Origin of the sequence: Butyrivibrio hungatei DSM 14810, assembly GCF_900143205.1 — a bacterium.
Classification (GTDB): Bacteria; Bacillota; Clostridia; order Lachnospirales; family Lachnospiraceae; genus Butyrivibrio; species Butyrivibrio hungatei.
In genome coordinates this window covers 277,101-294,757 of the sequence record NZ_FRDH01000004.1, presented here as the reverse complement: position 1 = coordinate 294,757, position 17,657 = coordinate 277,101, and the positions used below count along the sequence as shown (strand labels likewise).

The window sequence follows — 17,657 nt, the reverse complement described above, 5'->3', positions numbered from 1 at the left end:
TTCCAATTATTTATTCTCGATACTTTCTGGAGTAAATACTGGGTTAGGATTGTAGATTCCAGGCTCAGGTGTCTGTGTTACAACTGGCTCCTGAACTGGAGCTGCAGGAGCAGGTGCTACAGGAGTCTGCTGAACAGGTGCCTGCTGTACTGGTACTACTGGTGTCTGCTGAACTGGTGCCTGCTGTACTGGAGTTACTGGCTGCTGTACTGGAACTTGCTGCATTGGTGCTACAGGAGTTACAGGCTGCTGATTCATAACTGGAGCCTGAGGCTGTCCCATTACTGGAGTCTGCATCTGTCCCATCATTGGAGCCTGCTGATACATTCCCTCTGAGCCGACTGCCATCTGCATTTCTGGTGCAAGTGGGCTGTCAGTCTTGGACATCTTAAGAACTCTCTTGATCGCTGCAGTAACCATAGCAATTTCGAATACGATAAATACTAACATGATTCCGTCATACTGATATGAGAGGCAGAAGTCATAAGTTCCGTGAAGTAAGATAGGAATAAGAAGTGACTTGTAGAAGTTCTTCTTTTTGCCCTCTTCATCTCCACTAAGCTCACATCTCTTAGCCATTCCATAGTAGATACCCATGAATACACCAAAGATGCAGTGTCCTGGAACTGACATGATAGCTCTTGTGATTGCTACAGAAAGTCCATACTGGAAGCAGTACATAATGTTCTCTACTGTTGCAAAACCAAGTGTTGCGCATGCGCCATATACGATTCCGTCAAATGAGAAGTTAAACTCACGATTTTTCCATGTTCCGAGCTTAAGAGCAACGAACTTACCAATCTCCTCAGAAAAACCAACTACGCAGAAGTACATAATAACATCATATAATGCGTTCTCTGTTCTAAAGAATAATGAAAGGATTGCACTACCGGCCATCTCCATCAAAACAGCTGAGATTACAGATAATGCACCAAAGCCAAATACCTTAGCCATGAGGCTTACTGGCTCTTTCTCAATGTTATCTAACTTGTAGATAACGATAAGTAATACTGCAGCAGGTAATACTGCAAGGAATGCTAAAATTGACATTTACTCTATCCCCTTTTCAAAGCGTTATAAAAAATTAATCACTTTGTTAAAGTTATTATTTTTGGAGCAGATTGTCAACATTATTTCATCATAATTATTAAAAAAAATGTTAAGATTTTCCTCAGGGAAAGCCTGACAATCTACGGAAATTTTCTTGCCAAGATCCACATGTATACAAGCAGGATCCATAGCTATTCCGATACCATAATATTTCATGACGCTTTCCTTGATAGTCCAAAGAGCTGTATAACGCTCATTTCTATCATCTATAGTCTCTGTGCTTCTTTCCACATCCTGAATTTCTCTATCGTCAAAGACTTTCTTTATTAGTCCCTCACTAAAGTTACGTTTTTTTTCAATATCTACCCCAACCTCACTGTCAGATATTGCACACACTGCAATATTTCCAGAGTGAGACAGATTAAAAAAGATATCCTCTCTTCCCAGGATATAGGGCTTGCCATGTTCAGCTATTCCAACTTCATATTCTTTTATCCCATTTGCCAAAAGAGCTCTATGAAGCGCTATACCAGCGCCAAGAGAAAGCTTTTTATCATTTATGGGCTTTATGCCGTCTATCTTCTTTTTCCTATATTCAGGCATTTTCTGATACCAGGAATCAAAGGCCTCTTTATCATCTAGTATTCTGATGTCTACTCCAAATATCTCATTCATTAGCTTCACCAAAAAAGCCGCGCCAGATTCCTCCAGCGCGGCCATTATAACCTCTTTAAGTTACTGGGATAAGATCTCTATACCATCTTAATGCATTAAGATATGCTTCGTAAACCTTATCCATATCAATATTATCAAGTACCATAAGCCTGGAGACTTCGATCCAATCTGCATCCTCATAGCGTTTGATAAAATTAAGTATCTTGTAATAATCTCCTGAGTTCTCCAAAAGAGCCTGTCTAACAAGCTTAGGCACAACTACCATGTCAAGGGCTTCTTCCATAGTCTTATCAAGCATGATATCAATTGCTGAAAAAAGTCCCATAATAAAGAGCTCAGGTCCCTGCATTGCCATTTCATAAAGCTCTGCCAGATTCTCTGCAAATTTGGCTCTGATCATAACAAGTCTTGTGATCTCAGAAGGCTTATCAGCACACAGCTCCTTGGTAACAGCTGTATTTATCCATCTCTTAAGCTCTTTTTGACCCATCATAGCTGCTGCATGTCTGATAGATGTAATCTCAGAATTGAGAGCCATTCTGTTTACAATCTCCAAAAGAGAGATCACCAGAGCCGGGTCCTTACCGATAACATCAGCTGCATCTGTAAGATCAAAGTCAGCATCATTAACTACATTTAAAAGCTCAATATAATTTACTTTTAGAGGATTAACTTCTGTCTCAGACTCTTTTACCGGCATTCTGAAGAAGCTTCCTTCATAAAGGTCATAGCCGCCGTCTTTGGTAAGCTCATCGTACTCATCCTGAGTATCTACATTTACTGCACAGAGCTTGATATTAGGATATACAGCTGTGAAATATATCTTTGCCTTCTGTATATCAATCTTAGAATGATTAAGTAAAATATAATCACATTTATTAAGAATCTCTCTATAAGGTTCGAACTGGATAATAGGTAGTTTTCTCATAGCCAGCTTGTATCCCTGACTCTTTAGCTCTTTTACCCTCTTAATAAACTGTTCCTCGGGCTTAATGGTATTATCCATCAAAAGAACCACCTTATTTGCAGGCACTGTACATTGAAGGGATATCTCTGAAAAAATTGAAAACTGATTTATGGGGACAAATACTTCCTTGCCGCCAGAAAGAGTAGCTACACCCATGCTACTGACAACTTCCAGCTCATGAACAGTACCTGCTCCGTCGTATCTTGCGCCGCCCTCAAGATTGGGATTCAAGAAATGATTCTCTTTGCGGGCAAAAACAGAGTAGGCGCACACTGACATATTACCATCGAACAAAGGAATTAATGTAGCTAACATTTATGTCTCCTTTCCTGTACAAAAAGACAGACTCCCACCTATATTGTACTCTATATTCCCGTTTAAACCAATATTTTTTTATTGAATAGCGTTAACTAATTATTTTTCATCAGTTGTTTTGTCAATGATATATCTAGGTCTTCCCTTAACTTCATCATAGATCTTGGAAATGTAAAATCCTATAACACCTAGTCCCATCATGATAACAGAACATGTAAAGCACTGAAGAATGATAACTGTTGTAAAGCCTTCTCTTGCAGTTCCTCTAAAGTACTGAACAAGAGCCTCGATGCTCACAAGTAGCCCAAACACAAACACGAACATTCCCATTATAGTAACTATCTGCATAGGAGCAGATGTAAAAGAGGTAATGTTAGTAACAGCATACTTGATAAGAGATCTTGTGCTCCACTTGGAAGTACCAGCTTCTCTTTCTCTAACTTCATATTCAACTTCTGTCTGCTTGAAACCAACCCATGAAGAAAGGGCTCTAAAGAATGCGTTCTTTTCATTCATATTGATCAGAACGTTGATGGCTTTCCTATCAAGAAGCTTGAAATCAGATGCTCTAGACATATCAAAGCCAACAGCATCGCTCATTATTGAATAGAAAGTCTTGGCAGCAAACTTGTGCATGCCGCTCTCTCTACCCCTACTGGTCTTGACACCTTCTACTATCTCATAACCCTGCTCCCAGAGTCTGTACATCTCAACGATCTTTTCTGGTGGATGCTGAAGGTCGCAGTCGATTACCACGCAGCAGTCTCCCTTTGCCTCTGCAATCCCTGCAAATACCGCTGACTCCTTGCCAAAGTTTCTGGAAAAGCATACGCCCTTAACACTAGGAATAAGGCTAGCCTGCTCTTCAATCCTCTCCCAAGTTTTATCCTTGGAACCATCATTTATAAACAAAAGCTCATGATCTATTCCTGCATCATTCAATATAGTATCGATCGTCTTAGCAGTTTTTGGGATAATCTCCTCTTCATTGTATGCAGGTATTACTACTGAAAGCACTATTAAATCCTCACTTTTTCGATAATTAAACTATCTTTTTTTTACGCTGTATTATATCATAAATATAGTAGTATTTCTATAAATCCATAGGACAAGGGGGAGTGTGTATGGCTCAAAATGAAATGCTGGCCATGATCTTAGCCGGTGGCCGTGGTAGCAGACTCAAAGATCTGACCACCAAAGTTGCTAAGCCTGCTGTGTACTACGGCGGCAAATATCGTATCATAGATTTTCCACTAAGTAACTGTGCTAACAGCGGAATTGATGTCGTAGGTGTGCTAACCCAGTACGAATCTGTTCTTCTTAATAGTTATGTTGCTCAGGATGGACGCTGGGGACTTGATTCCAAAGACAGTGGCGTATATGTTCTGACTCCTCGTGAGAAGGCTGATGAAGGCCTTGATGTCTACAGAGGAACTGCAGATGCCATTTCTCAGAACATCGATTTTATCGATGCTTATAATCCAGAATATCTTTTAATTCTCTCTGGAGATCACATTTACAAAATGAATTATTCCAAAATGCTGGCATACCACAAGGAGCACAATGCGGATGCTACTATTGCTGTGCGCGGAGTTCCTATGAAAGAAGCAAGCCGTTTTGGAATCATGAATACAGATCACAAGGGAAGGATCATAGAATTCGAAGAAAAACCTTCTAAGCCAAAGAGCAACTTAGCGTCTATGGGCATCTATATCTTCGACTGGAAGCTCCTTCGCAAGATGCTTGTGGATGACATGAACAATCCAAATTCCGATCACGACTTCGGTAAGGACATCATCCCAAGAATGCTCAATGAAAAGAAAGATCTTTTCGCCTATGAATTCTCAGGCTACTGGAAAGATGTTGGAACCATCGACTCTCTCTGGGAAGCAAATATGGACCTTCTTGATCCAAAGAATGAGCTGAATCTAAACGACTCATCTTGGCTTATCTACACAGAAGATGTCTCCACTCTTCCACAGTATATAGGCAAAGACGCCAAAGTTAAGCGTGCTTACATAACACAGGGTGTTCAGATCGAAGGTAGCGTTACAAACTCAGTTCTTTTCACAGGAGCTGTAGTAAAACAAGGTGCCAAGGTAATCGACTCAGTCATAATGCCCGGAGCAGTCATTGAGGAAGGCGCCGTTGTCACAAGAGCCCTTGTTGCTGAGAATGTTCGAATTGGCAAAAAAGCTAAAGTCGGCCAGAAGAACAGCGAAAACATCATACTTGTTGCATCAAATGTGAAAGGAGGTAACAAATAATGGCTACTGCATTAGGAATTGTATCCTCCGCTGATAACACTATCCATGTTGACGGGCTTCAGGACTACCGCCCTATCGGAGCATTCTCTTTCCTTGGAAGATTCCGTGTGATCGACTTCCCGATATCCAACATGAGTAACTCAGACATCAACCGTATTCAGGTGTTCCTTAACTCAAGGCCCAGATCAATTGCAGAGCACGTCGGTTCAGGAAGACACTACAACATCAACAGTAAAAGAGGTAAGATTCAGCTTCTTTTCACAGAAAATACCTCATCACGTTCTATCTACAACAACGATATATTAGCTTACAAGGAAAACCTCGATTACATCCAGAGAGCTCATCAGGAGTACGTTATCATCACTCCTAGCTACATGGTCTACAAACAGGATTTCAGGCAACTCCTTGATACACATATTCAGACAGGTGCAGAAGTCACAGTTCTTTATCACAAGATTGATAATGCTAGAGATTATTTCAAGAATTGCCATACAGTCACTCTCAACAAGCAAAAGGGTGTACAGGCAATTGAAAAGAACCTTGGAACAGCCAATAACAAGAATATCCTTATGGATACCTATTGTCTCAAAAAAGAGCTGTTCATTGAGCTGGTAAATGATGCAAGCTTCATGTCTTCCATCTACACATTTGCCGATATCTTAAACCTTATGTGTAAACAGCTTGATGTACGTGCCTTCCAGCACAAGGGCTATTTTGCCAGCCTTACATCACTGCAGGATTACTACCACGCCTCTATGGAGCTTTTGGATTACAACATTGCCAGCGAGATGTTTAAGTCTGACTGGCCAATATACACAAGAACCACCGACTCCTGTCCTACTCAGTATTTTGAGAGTGCCAAGGTCAATAATTCCTTTATCAGTAACGGTTGTCTCATTGAAGGAACTGTAGAAAATTCCATCATAGGCCGTGGTGTTACTATCAAAAAGGGTGCAGTCGTCAAAAACTCAATTATCATGGCTTATGCAGAGATCGAAGCTGGTATCCGTATTGAAAATGCCATAGTAGATAAATGGGCAAAGATAATACACGCCAAGACTATTATGGGCACTGAAAATGAGCCACAATATATCAAACGTCAGGACACGCTTTGATCCCGGGTAAAAAAAATAAAAAGCTTGCGGAATATTCATTTTCCGCAAGCTTTCTTTTATTCATATGAAACTAATTATTATTTAAGTTTGAACTTACCTACGATCTCACCAAGTGTATTAGCAATATCTTCCTGCTTGGTTGTCATATCATTTACATTAGATACAACATCCGAAGCTGCCAGAACAGAATCGTTTACTCTACTTGAAAGATCAGCTGTATCCTGGGTTGACTCAGCAATATTCTGGATAGCCTTAGATACTTCATCCATTGCAGAGCGGATATTTTCAGCCATACTTGCGATTTTCTCAGATGACACTCCAAAGGAGTCTGCATCTGAACCATACTGCTTGGCTACATTTACAAAGTTATCATAATCAGGAATAGCTGTTTCCTTGATAAATCCAAGAAGTTCATCTGATGCTCCTGAAAGAGTTCCAAAAGCTTCCTGTACTCCTTCGATCGTATCTCTTATCTGATCAACCGCTTCAGAAGTGCCACTTGCAAGCTTATTGATCTCAGAAGCAACTACTGCAAATCCTTTACCTGCATCTCCTGCTCTTGCTGCCTCAATGCTGGCATTAAGTGAAAGAAGATTGATCTGATCAGCAATCTCAGCGATCGTATCTGCAAGACTTCCTATCTGATCTACTACCTTTGCTTTTTCGTTTGCATCTTCAAGATCAGCCCGTCTCTGTTCTGCAATACTAAGAGCATTTTCATATGCATCATGGCTCTTTTTCTCAATTTCTTTTGCTCTTTCCTTTATATCTGCAGCTTCTGAACTTGATGACTCTGTCTCGGAAGCAAGCTGCTGAACAGACGCATTTACTTCTTCAACTGATGCGTTTACCTGTTCTGTTGCTGCGCCGGAAGCCATCATAGCATCATTAACACCGGACATATTATCCCTGATACTGCCAAACTGATCTGACAATTCATTTGCCATATTAGCAAGTCCCGAAGAAGTTTCACTTACCTGAACCGAACCATCTGAAATCCTGCTGATAACTTCTCTGTTACTCTCATACATATTATTGAGCGACTCACTCATCTGACCAAGCTCGTCACCTCTTTTATTGATCATCTTATCGACTGTAAAGTCTCCACTTGCCAAAACTCCAGCGAAAGCCTTTACGTTATTAATGCTCTTACTGATATTAAGAACAAATAACCAGATGATAACGGCTCCAATCAAAAGGGCGACTATAGCAAGAATCACCAGCATTCTGACTGCCATAACAGTCGGCTCTTCTATCTCATCTAGATCCATAGCTATTATCATCTTCCAGTTGACCTGAGGTACATTCTTGTATGTTAAAAGAATCGTTCCATCAGGATCAAATGCCGCTCCCATCATAGGAGTATCAGAAGACTTTTGAACAATCTCAGCCCCCATGACAGCTAGTGCAGAGTTAGGATCTTCCTGCATCTTTACTGAATTTGAAACCTTATCAAGATCCTCAGTGTAGATATAAGTTCCATCAGAAGCAAGGAGAATAGCCTTTCCTGTTTTGCCGATCTTGATGTTTGAAACCATGTTCTGCACTTCTTCAAGCTTCATATCAACTGTAACGCATCCCACAAACTTATCACCATCATATATAGGTGCTGAGCAGCTGGACATAACCATACCTGACGTCTCATCATAATATGGATCTGTTATAGATGCCTCACCCTTCTTGAGGTTTTTGGCATTGGTATAATATTCTTCATTAAAATAGTCGTATTCTGCATTACTGTAATCCCAGGTCTCAACTATTGTGTTTCCATCTTTGTACCAATATGGTCCCATGTACTTTTCAGCAGAATCAAAAACATAAGGTTCAAACCAGATACCAGATCCTAAAACACTGTCATTATCACTGATGATCTTGGATAGAGTTCCTTTATAATTATCAATATCAACAAATTGATATGAAGTTGAGACCATTTCCGCAATGTTAGTTGCCGTTGTCCTCACAATCTCCAACTTGGTATCTATTGCAGTCGCATCAGCATTTACATTCTGATACATATTATCAGTATTAGTCTCCTGGAGATTATCGCTAAGCAAGGAAGCAGCTACATACGTAAGAACTATCATTGCTACTGCCATAACCGGAAGTATACAGATAAGCATCTTAACACGTAAACTTAATTTTTTCATGAATTCACCCCTTTAGTTTAATAAGAGAAGGTAATAACGTTCTCTATTACAATTGTACATTATTTAGTAATATTCTATTCTTAAAAAACGATTAAACTTACCATGTACACAGCCCAAAACTTTATCGTTTTTTTATTTCTTTTTAACCGGTAATGTGTTTAATTGCTCAATTCTGTATGTTATTATAAGTTTACATTTATGGTGAAAATCATACTAAGAAAAGGAGATTATATATGAGTCCTGAACAATACCGTCGTGCAAATAATAATTCTTTTAACGTATGTATAGTGATCCTCATCAGTGGCATTTTGATCACAATCTCAAAATTCATGCAAAACGGTGCTACTATTTCTAATTTAGGTATCCTGGTAGGTGTTCTGGCAGGAAATGCAATGATAATGACTGGTAAATTCAGACACGCAGAAGAAAAGCTCGGATCTATTCTTATCATGGGAGGATCAACCGTATTTTACTTTTTCCTCCTGATATTTGAAGATAATATAATATTCTTTGCTTTTGGGCTTCCAATACTTATATGCAGCATAATCTATCTTAACGTCAGACTGTGTAAAGCAGGCATTGGTGCCATCATTATTTCTTATATCATTACTTGTATAAAATATTACGTGATCAATGGATCACTGGACCTTATGCATGGCCTTGCTGCCCTTACACTTGGTCTTGCTTTCATTGCGTGTCTTGCTACGGTAACTCTTTTAACCAAGTTCAATGATGAAAACAACGAACGTATTACAAGTGATGCCGAAAAGAGTCTGGAAACCGGAAATAACATGGCAAACATAGCCAATAAGATTACTGAACTCTTTAATAATTCTCAGGAAAATATGCATGATCTCCAGCAGATCATCGAGGCGCAGCACAGAGGAATGCAAGAAATTGCCACAAGCATGGAAACAACCGCTCAATCTGCAGTAACTCAGGCTGAAAGAGTTCAGCAAATTCAGGAAGAGACAGCTACTACTGAGCAGCATAGAAAAGACATGACACAGGCATCTGATAATACTCAGAACGCAGTCCGTGAAGGTGTAGCTGTTATCGATAATCTGAAAGAAAAATCAGCTGCTGTTGCTGATCAAAGTCAGGTTACTGTAGACGCAACTCAGGCAGTTATCAATAAAGTTTCTGATGTTCAAAAAATTGTTGGAACCATCATGTCCATATCAAAGCAGACCAATCTTCTGGCTCTTAATGCCAGCATTGAGGCTGCAAGAGCTGGCGAAGCAGGTAAAGGTTTTGCCGTTGTTGCTAACGACGTACGAGAGCTTGCAGCTCAGACCAATACTGCTTCTACAGAGATCACAAATATCATAAATGAGCTTAATGAAGATGTTCAGAAAGCTATGGCAAGTATTGATGAAACAGTTGCTTCCGTATCTGAGCAGAATGAAATGATCGCATCTGTAGGTGAGAACTTTGATAGTATCAACGAAAATGTCAGCGATATGCTCTCTCGCTTTACAGAGATCGGAGAAGGTATGAAGTCTATTGCCGCTTCCACTACCGAGATCAACGACAGTATCTCCAATCTTTCTGCAACCAGTCAGGAAGTTGCTTCACTATCTAATGAAGGTGTCAGAGAATCTGATGAAGCTGTTGCCAAGTTCGATGAATTTAAAGAGATACTTCTTCAGATATTCCAGCAGGCTAACAAGCTTACAGATATGCAACAAGACAATTAAGCCAATATGTATGATCAAAGGTCAAAGGTCCCGTATTTCTTCGAAATACGGGATTTTTCTTTCGAATAGAATAATTACGCAGCATCAAATTTCATATTTTTTTAATACAATTAGGTTAACTTTTGTATCAAATTTACGATATAATAATAGAAAGGTAGATGATATCTACCTTCAAATTATTAGACTATTTGGAAAGGAGGAACAATGTGTATGCTAGCTACATGTGATGCCAGAATGGAAGTCATGGACTGCATAAAGAATGATTTTGAAGATGAATACTATCCAGATCCTGAAAAGGTAGCTCATATCACAGGCTTACCATTGGGGGTAGTTTTTGATCTGCTTATCGAACTTAAAAATCAGGGTTGTCTTGGAAAAAGATGATCTTAACCTATTATAGGGAGAATAACATGGAAGAAGTCCAGTATTAAAGGTCCTATGCATTCATCAGCATAGGACCTTTTAATTTGTTCTTATAACATTTCTACAGGCTCACGTGTAAAGTCTGCTTTTCCTTCATTATAGAGAGTTTTGATAAAATCTATTGCTCTCTGTCCGGAATCCTCTATAGCTACATTCTGGCTATAGATATATTTAAGTGTATCTCCGCCTTCCAACAAAAAATCTATTTCCGTACCACTGATCTGTCCATCTCCAAAGTCCAGAGGCTTAACTTCTGCAGAATAAACCTCTTTAACAACGCCTTCACCAAAAAGAACTCTCATTAAAAAAACCTCCTTTTATTCAGCAGTTATTATAAAGATTAAACATCACCTATATTTTATCATTAAATTAGTGTAATTACGATAGTCTTTGGATAATTACCCGAATTATGCTATACTATCGGTGTATTACAGAAGTTGTAATATTTTTTGAAAGGAAAAATACAAATTTAAATCATGAAGATCAATAAGAAAATATGCGCAGCTTTATTAAGCGCTTCAATGACTATATCACTACTTACAGGCTGTTCTTCAGCTGATAAAGATGCCATCAGGGAGACATCAGAAAATTTCTTATCCATTGTAGTAAGCGGAACCACAGACAATATTGAGAAGTACGCAAATGACTCAGTTTCAAACGGTCAGTTTGTTAGAACCTTTGACAGTGCGTACCTTGCTCAGAAATTTAAAGATGGTTTTAAATCTGATGAAATTGACGCAGATACATCAGCTAAGGTAGATTCCTTCTGTGAACTCTTCTCTTCTATGGTAACTGGTTATGAGATCAAAGATGTTACAGTAGACAAGAACGGTATAGGTACTGTAACAGCTACTATCGATACTGCTTTCCCGATCAATGTGATCGACAATGAAGAAGCTGTTTCCAAGATGAATAGCATCACAGAGACTTATGCAACTGAGAAAGCTGATGAGATCCAGGCTCTATATGAAGAGCACACAGACGAAGAAGTTGAAGCAATCGTCTATAACGATATGATTGTCGAGATCCTTGATATGTATGAAGGACTTATTCAAAACGCTTCTCCTGAGACATATGCAATTGTTCTTACAGTTGAAAAGAATGCTGAAACAGACAGCTGGGTAGTAACTAATGTATCAACCTATGACAATGCTTCTACAGGCACTACGGAGACAGCAGCAGAAACTGCTACCGCAGAAGCCAGCCAGTCTAAGTAATAACCTTTAGATCATTTTATTAAATATGAGTATTAAAAAGGTTCTTGTGATCACTCACAAGAACCTTTACTTTTTGCTTTTTTATATCAATGAAAGAAGTAAGAATATAATAAACAGAACTACTATTACAGCTCTTACAATAAGGCCAATAATTGCTCCTTTAAGACACTTTTTGTAATTTCTGATATGATTTACCTTTCTGAAGATAAATCCTGCTATAAGGCCAATAATTGGCAAAATGAAGGATGCAATTCCAAGCCAGAAGTTACCTGTATCATGGATAGGTCTCTGAAGGATATCATCCTCTGATCCTACGTTGTCATTCTCAGCTTCTGCAACTTCTGTGTTAACAGCCTTTTCAGCCTTAGCAGCAACTGGATCAATTGTTACAGCCTGGATTGGTACATTTTTTTCACGAATAGCCTTGTACTCTTCGATTTCTTTCTTGTTACCATATACAAAGTGGTCATGACCGATATTAACAAGCTCAGGCTTATCCTCTGAGTAGTCATGCATCTTAGCATCATAAGTGTAAAGAACCTTGTTCTTTTCAAGCTTAGGATCTGGAATAGGTACAGCTGAAATAAGGGACTTAGTATATGGGTGAAGAGGGAAGTTAAAGAGCTCTTCTGTACTTGCGATCTCCACGATATCGCCCTTATAAATAACACCAATACGATCTGAGATAAATCTTACTACTGAAAGGTCATGTGCAATGAAGAGGTAAGATACATCTCTCTCCTTCTGGAATTTCTTGAGAAGGTTAAGTACCTGCGCTCTGATTGAAACGTCAAGAGCTGAAATAGGCTCATCAGCTACAACCAGCTCTGGTTCCATTACCATTGCTCTAGCGATACCGATACGCTGTCTCTGTCCACCAGAGAACTCGTGAGGGTATCTTGTAAGATGCTCAGGAAGAAGACCTACTTCTTCGATCATCTTCTCAACCTTCTGAATACGGTCTGCTTCGTTCTCAAAGAGATGGAAGTTATAAAGACCTTCAGAAATGATGTAATCTACTGTTGCTCTCTCATTAAGAGATGCAGCAGGATCCTGGAATACCATCTGGATATTTCTGATAACTTCTCTATCGAGAGCCTTAGAAATATCACCAGAGATCTTAACACCCTTATAGTCAATCTCACCGGCAGCACATGGGTTAACTCTGATAACCGCTCTACCGATTGTTGTCTTACCTGAGCCTGACTCTCCAACAAGTGAGAATGTCTCGCCCTTATAAATATCAAAACTTGCGTTTTTTACTGCTCTAACTGCTTTATCGCCCTTACCAAATGTAATGTCTACATTCTTGACGGACAAAAGTATTTCTTTACCTGTTGCTGGATCTATTGGTCCATGTTCAGGAAATGAATTATTAGACATTTTCTGAAACCTCCGTAATATTGTAAACGTTCAAGAACTTCTCATGAATATTCCGGATGATTTCCGGCTTTTCAATCTTAGGTGCTCTTGGATCAAGAAGCCATGTCTTGGCATAATGAGTATCTGTTACCTTAAACATTGGTGGTTCCTCAATTGTATCGATCTTGAGGCAATAAGGATTACGTGGTGCAAAGGCATCTCCCACAATCTTGTTGTAAAGTGATGGTGGTGTACCAGCGATTGAGTAAAGCTCTGTATCCTTCTGTGCAAGCTGAGGAAGTGATGATAAAAGAGCCCATGTATATGGATGTCTAGAATCATAGAATACTTCTTCAACATTACCAAGCTCAACGATCTGTCCGCCATAGATAACTGCTACTCTATCTGCGATATTAGCAACTACACCAAGGTCATGTGTGATGAATACGATAGTGTAGCCATATTCTTTCTGAAGATCCTTTAAAAGTCTAAGTATCTGCGCCTGAATTGTAACATCAAGAGCTGTTGTAGGCTCATCACAGATGAGGATCTTAGGCTGGCATGAAAGTGCGATAGCGATAACAATACGCTGTCTCATACCACCTGAATACTGGAATGGATAATCATCATAACGCTTTTCAGCATTAGGAATACCAACCTTGTGCATGATTTCGATAGCACGCTGTCTAGCCTCAACCTCTGAGCATCCCTGATGCTTCATGATGATTGATGAGATCTGCTTACCAATTGTGATGATTGGGTTAAGTGATGTCATAGGATCCTGGAATACTGTGGCAATCTTCTTACCACGGATCTGTCCCCAGTCACCAGGGTGTGTAACTCTGGCAAGGTTGATGTAGCTTCTACCGTGGAGCTTCTCAGGAGTCTCATCAAGGAGCTCGCAGTACATAACGCTATCAAAGAGTTTGATCTTAACATCCTTAGAACCAATGTCTTCGCCCATTCTCATAGCCTCTTTACAAGCCTTGAGAAGGCCATTGATTGACTTAATTCTCTTTCTAAATCCAAATCTACCAGTTGCAAGGTACATTTCCTTAGCAACGATCTCGTTTCTCTTTGCCTGCTCTTCTGTGCACTTAGAAGATATCTCTTTGTCATACTTTGCCTGAAGTTCTGAGTGCTTCTTGTCATATTCAGCAAGGTAAGCTGTATCAGCGTTAACCTCTTCCTTGTGCTTCTTGATAAGAGCTTCCTTCTCAGCAACTACTGCCTTGATCTTATCTTCGTATGCATCGATCTCTTTCTCTGCTTCTTTAATCTTGTCCTTTTCAGACTTTGTATCGTAAGTCTGCTTCAAGTTAAAGAGCTCAGTCTTTTTGAACTTAAGGTCTTCGATCTTCTTAGTAAACTCAAGGTCCTGCTCATCAGAAAGAGTCTCTTTAAGCTTTCTTTCTGACTCGAGATTAAGGATCTCTTTGTATGTGTCAGCACCAAACTCAAGTGATGAATATGAGTTGAGCTTATTTGTTGTATTAGCAATAACCTGCTTAGCAATGCCAGTTAACTTAACTGATGTATCAGCAAGGTCATCATCGTTGAAGATGATATCACCTTTACTAATAAAGCCGTTTGTCTCAAGCATTCCTGCGAATGTCTTGGTAAATACTGACTTACCTGAGCCTGACTCACCTACAATGGCAATAGACTCGTTCTCATATATATCAAGCGAAATTCCGCGGATAGCTGTAAGAATACGGCCTCTTACACGGAACTTTACTTCCATATCTTTTACTGATAATAATACTTTCTTATCTTCCATCTTACCAATTCCTTACATGTGTGTTCTAGGGTCTGATGCGTCACCCAAATTCTGTCCTGTAACATAAAGTGAAACTGTGATAATTGAAGCGATAACTACTGGGCTCCAGAACTCAAACTGCCAACCAGGAGTAACCATAGCACTCTCTGCTTCATAAATAAGTCTACCAAGAGACATATCACTCATTCCCATACCGATATATGCAAGGAATACCTCGTATGAAATGTATGAAGGAATCTCAACAGCAAGAAGTGTAACGATAACTGATGTCATAAATGGCAAAATGTTCTTGGTTGCAATTCTTGTAATAGGTGTTCCAAGGCATCTACTTGCAAGGTTATACTCTCTATCTCTGATGATGATAACCTGTGTTCTGATGAAGTATGCAATAAAGAGCCAGCCTGTGATCGTAAGTGCAAATACCATTGACCAAAAGCTTGGTGAAAGGATAAGTACAAGTACTGAAATAAGGAGGATGTTAGGAACGTTACCTACAATGTTGTAAACCTCCATCATGAACATATCAATCTTCTTGGAGAATCCCCAAATAGCACCGATAAGTACACCTACTGTCATATTGATGGCAGCGCAGATGAATGCTAGAGAGATTGATATTCTGGAACCATTCCATATAGCATCAAATGTTGACTGTCCAGAAGCTCCTGTTCCGAGGATCCATTTAATGCTAAATCCAAACTTCTCAATAGCAGCCTTTGGTGAAAGGTGCTTGGTTGAACCATCCATAAGGTTGCTGAATCTATCATAGGTTGTTAAAACCGGATAAATATAAGCAAACAAGATTACAAAAGCGAGTACTGAAAGAATCACTATATTGATTCTTTTCTTGAAGAATACTCTAAATACTGAACGCCAGTATGAATAACGAGGCGCTGTTATCTTTTCTGAATCAAGGCTGTTATGATCAACTCTTGCAAAGAGCTCTTCATCTGTCATGCCTTCCACAGTAAAAAGTTCATTGTTGTTTTCCATGACTAATGTCTCCAATCTAAATATCTTACCTAGCTTTACCAGAATAGCTGATTCTAGGATCTACAAGTGAAATAAGTACATCACCAAGAATAATGCTTACTACTGAAAGTACAGCATAGAACAATGTAACACCTACGATTACACCGTTATCATACTGGTTAATAGCAATTGTAAGAAGGTTACCAGCACCAGGAACTGTGTACACACGCTCTGTAATAATAGCGCCGACCAACGCTCCAAGTATTGCTCCAGGAATTCCATGAACAATAGGAATAGCTGCATTCTTCATAATGTGCTTTCTGAAGATCTCGCCCTCTGTAAGTCCGCCAGATCTGGCAAACTTAACATAGTCTGAGTTCATCTGATCGATCATGTATCTACGAAGCCATTTCATGTTGTCACCAATTCTTGGAAGTGCCAATGAAATGATTGGAAGTGCATATATAAGTTTACTTGTGGACTCCATATCGAAAGTTGTTGGAAGTCCGCACATACCACCAATTGCCTTAAAGAGGAATATATAAGCAAGTGATGGAACAGCAATGATAAATACGATATAAACTGTACCAATCTTATCAATAAGCTTGTCCTTGTGCTTAGCCATTAAAAGTCCCATTGGAAGGCCAATAAGATAAGCAAGGAACATAGCAATAAGTCCAATTGTAAATGAGTAGCCCATCTTAGACTTACCAGCTTTTACTGTAGTTAAGTTTGTATAATCATCTGTAAATCTGTCTGCATTTATCTTGTTGGCATCACGAGAGCCAGCAACATAAGTTACACTATGAAGATCGTCAGCAGATTCCTCTGTAAGACCTGTAGGGAAGATTGTTGTGCTCATAACATATGAGCCCTGAGTCTTAGTCATAGTGTCAAATACATCAACGCCGTAGTTAACTGCATATGAAGTTCCAAGCTGAAGCTTAACAAGGTTCTGATGAACAAATGGGAACCTATTGTCACAATAAAGGAGGTACTTGTAATAAGTTCCATTTCCCATGATGGCTGGTGAAAACTTCTGTCCGCCATAAGCAGGATCATGAAGAGTAAATGTAAGTCCCTGGTTTTCAAGTGGAGTTCCTGTTAACTTCTCAACATAATGAATATTATCTACATGGATAAGATTCTTAACATATGTCCATAATCTGTTTGTTATAGGAAGATCCTTGTAAGCAAAAAGCTGCTGCTGTCCACCACTGGCATACTTTTTGCCATTCATCATGATGGCATTAAGTCTTACAACAGTGTAGCCATTTGCTGCACAGTAATCATTAAATTTCTTAACATACTCTGCTACTTTATCAGAGTCATTCTCTGGTTTCTTACCAAAAGAAGCAACTGATGCACGAGTATCCTCATCGAGTTCTCCGTCTGCTACCAGCTTAAGAAGATACTCGTTATATGTAAGATAATCGAGATAGCCATACTCTTCCCATTTTCTGAAAGAATAAGCAACCTTCTCGTTGTTTCCGTAGTTAGTGTAGACTGTATCTGCCTTGAAAATAAGGTTCTTGTCAAGCATTGAATAGATCATGATCATAACGATTGCTACAACAATGAATGATGAGATAAGTCCATGAATTAATCTTTTTAATACATATTTAGCCATAAGTTTTTTTCCTTACTATTTGGAACATAAATTTACGGAA

The 17,657-nt window shown here is 39.2% G+C and carries 15 protein-coding genes; 5 read left to right on the top strand and 10 right to left on the bottom strand.

Annotated features, from left to right (window positions below; genetic code table 11):
* Window positions 1-6 precede the first annotated feature (6 nt).
* From BUA02_RS05400 to BUA02_RS05385, 4 genes are all read right to left on the bottom strand, one after another.
* Window positions 7-1,050, bottom strand: coding sequence for a PrsW family glutamic-type intramembrane protease (locus tag BUA02_RS05400; RefSeq protein ID WP_072701621.1), 1,044 nt, complete (start codon window positions 1,048-1,050; stop codon window positions 7-9).
* Between the two features lie 24 nt (window positions 1,051-1,074).
* Window positions 1,075-1,770, bottom strand: a complete 696-nt coding sequence (locus tag BUA02_RS05395) for a 4'-phosphopantetheinyl transferase family protein (RefSeq protein ID WP_072701619.1) — start codon at window positions 1,768-1,770, stop codon at window positions 1,075-1,077.
* A gap of 10 nt (window positions 1,771-1,780) precedes the next feature.
* The gene (locus BUA02_RS05390) at window positions 1,781-3,007 is read right to left on the bottom strand and encodes an EAL and HDOD domain-containing protein (RefSeq protein ID WP_072701617.1); all 1,227 of its coding nucleotides are present in this window, start codon (window positions 3,005-3,007) and stop codon (window positions 1,781-1,783) included.
* Window positions 3,008-3,106: 99 nt separating this feature from the next.
* Complete coding sequence (locus BUA02_RS05385) at window positions 3,107-4,024, bottom strand: glycosyltransferase family 2 protein (RefSeq protein ID WP_242946477.1); 918 nt, start codon at window positions 4,022-4,024, stop codon at window positions 3,107-3,109.
* 107 nt (window positions 4,025-4,131) lie between these two features.
* On the opposite strand from BUA02_RS05385, the gene BUA02_RS05380 reads away from it, so the two are divergent.
* Window positions 4,132-5,274, top strand: coding sequence for a glucose-1-phosphate adenylyltransferase (locus BUA02_RS05380; protein WP_072701613.1), 1,143 nt, complete (start codon window positions 4,132-4,134; stop codon window positions 5,272-5,274).
* On the top strand, window positions 5,274-6,389 hold the full coding sequence (glgD, locus tag BUA02_RS05375) for a glucose-1-phosphate adenylyltransferase subunit GlgD (RefSeq protein ID WP_072701611.1): 1,116 nt from the start codon (window positions 5,274-5,276) through the stop codon (window positions 6,387-6,389). The genes BUA02_RS05380 and glgD overlap by 1 nt, the downstream gene beginning before the upstream one ends.
* Window positions 6,390-6,466: 77 nt before the next feature.
* Here the strand turns inward: glgD and BUA02_RS05370 are convergent, their stop codons facing one another.
* Complete coding sequence (locus tag BUA02_RS05370) at window positions 6,467-8,536, bottom strand: methyl-accepting chemotaxis protein (RefSeq protein WP_072701610.1); 2,070 nt, start codon at window positions 8,534-8,536, stop codon at window positions 6,467-6,469.
* A gap of 233 nt (window positions 8,537-8,769) precedes the next feature.
* Here BUA02_RS05370 and BUA02_RS05365 point away from each other — a divergent pair, with 233 nt between their 5' ends.
* The gene (locus tag BUA02_RS05365; protein WP_072701608.1) at window positions 8,770-10,236 is read left to right on the top strand and encodes a methyl-accepting chemotaxis protein; all 1,467 of its coding nucleotides are present in this window, start codon (window positions 8,770-8,772) and stop codon (window positions 10,234-10,236) included.
* Between the two features lie 210 nt (window positions 10,237-10,446).
* The gene (locus BUA02_RS15800) at window positions 10,447-10,620 is read left to right on the top strand and encodes a hypothetical protein (RefSeq protein WP_178297608.1); all 174 of its coding nucleotides are present in this window, start codon (window positions 10,447-10,449) and stop codon (window positions 10,618-10,620) included.
* Between the two features lie 89 nt (window positions 10,621-10,709).
* Here the strand turns inward: BUA02_RS15800 and BUA02_RS05360 are convergent, their stop codons facing one another.
* The gene (locus tag BUA02_RS05360) at window positions 10,710-10,961 is read right to left on the bottom strand and encodes a hypothetical protein (protein WP_072701606.1); all 252 of its coding nucleotides are present in this window, start codon (window positions 10,959-10,961) and stop codon (window positions 10,710-10,712) included.
* Window positions 10,962-11,135: 174 nt separating this feature from the next.
* Here BUA02_RS05360 and BUA02_RS05355 point away from each other — a divergent pair, with 174 nt between their 5' ends.
* Window positions 11,136-11,876, top strand: a complete 741-nt coding sequence (locus BUA02_RS05355; protein WP_072701604.1) for a hypothetical protein — start codon at window positions 11,136-11,138, stop codon at window positions 11,874-11,876.
* 81 nt (window positions 11,877-11,957) lie between these two features.
* On the opposite strand, the gene BUA02_RS05350 is transcribed toward BUA02_RS05355, so the two are convergent.
* The 4 genes from BUA02_RS05350 to BUA02_RS05335 are packed head-to-tail and all read right to left on the bottom strand — an operon-like array spanning window position 11,958 to window position 17,617.
* The gene (locus BUA02_RS05350; RefSeq protein ID WP_072701603.1) at window positions 11,958-13,259 is read right to left on the bottom strand and encodes an ATP-binding cassette domain-containing protein; all 1,302 of its coding nucleotides are present in this window, start codon (window positions 13,257-13,259) and stop codon (window positions 11,958-11,960) included.
* Window positions 13,252-15,018, bottom strand: a complete 1,767-nt coding sequence (gene oppD / locus BUA02_RS05345; RefSeq protein WP_083572665.1) for an oligopeptide ABC transporter ATP-binding protein OppD — start codon at window positions 15,016-15,018, stop codon at window positions 13,252-13,254. Before oppD ends, BUA02_RS05350 begins: the two co-directional genes overlap by 8 nt.
* Before the next feature lie 12 nt (window positions 15,019-15,030).
* Window positions 15,031-16,008, bottom strand: a complete 978-nt coding sequence (locus BUA02_RS05340; protein ID WP_083572664.1) for an ABC transporter permease — start codon at window positions 16,006-16,008, stop codon at window positions 15,031-15,033.
* Between the two features lie 25 nt (window positions 16,009-16,033).
* Window positions 16,034-17,617, bottom strand: coding sequence for an ABC transporter permease (locus tag BUA02_RS05335; protein WP_072701602.1), 1,584 nt, complete (start codon window positions 17,615-17,617; stop codon window positions 16,034-16,036).
* Window positions 17,618-17,657: the final 40 nt, after the last annotated feature.

Bases quoted from the DNA above. Each gene is read 5' to 3' on its own strand.
- BUA02_RS05390 (WP_072701617.1), bottom strand. From the start codon at position 3,007: ATGTTAGCTACATTAATTCCTTTGTTCGATGGTAATATGTCAGTGTGC.
- BUA02_RS05370 (WP_072701610.1), bottom strand. From the start codon at position 8,536: ATGAAAAAATTAAGTTTACGTGTTAAGATGCTTATCTGTATACTTCCG.
- BUA02_RS05395 (WP_072701619.1), bottom strand. From the start codon at position 1,770: ATGGCCGCGCTGGAGGAATCTGGCGCGGCTTTTTTGGTGAAGCTAATG.
- oppD (WP_083572665.1), bottom strand. From the start codon at position 15,018: ATGGAAGATAAGAAAGTATTATTATCAGTAAAAGATATGGAAGTAAAG.
- BUA02_RS05355 (WP_072701604.1), top strand. From the start codon at position 11,136: ATGAAGATCAATAAGAAAATATGCGCAGCTTTATTAAGCGCTTCAATG.
- BUA02_RS05335 (WP_072701602.1), bottom strand. From the start codon at position 17,617: ATGGCTAAATATGTATTAAAAAGATTAATTCATGGACTTATCTCATCA.
- BUA02_RS05365 (WP_072701608.1), top strand. From the start codon at position 8,770: ATGAGTCCTGAACAATACCGTCGTGCAAATAATAATTCTTTTAACGTA.
- BUA02_RS05380 (WP_072701613.1), top strand. From the start codon at position 4,132: ATGGCTCAAAATGAAATGCTGGCCATGATCTTAGCCGGTGGCCGTGGT.
- BUA02_RS15800 (WP_178297608.1), top strand. From the start codon at position 10,447: ATGCTAGCTACATGTGATGCCAGAATGGAAGTCATGGACTGCATAAAG.
- glgD (WP_072701611.1), top strand. From the start codon at position 5,274: ATGGCTACTGCATTAGGAATTGTATCCTCCGCTGATAACACTATCCAT.
- BUA02_RS05340 (WP_083572664.1), bottom strand. From the start codon at position 16,008: ATGGAAAACAACAATGAACTTTTTACTGTGGAAGGCATGACAGATGAA.
- BUA02_RS05350 (WP_072701603.1), bottom strand. From the start codon at position 13,259: ATGTCTAATAATTCATTTCCTGAACATGGACCAATAGATCCAGCAACA.
- BUA02_RS05360 (WP_072701606.1), bottom strand. From the start codon at position 10,961: ATGAGAGTTCTTTTTGGTGAAGGCGTTGTTAAAGAGGTTTATTCTGCA.
- BUA02_RS05400 (WP_072701621.1), bottom strand. From the start codon at position 1,050: ATGTCAATTTTAGCATTCCTTGCAGTATTACCTGCTGCAGTATTACTT.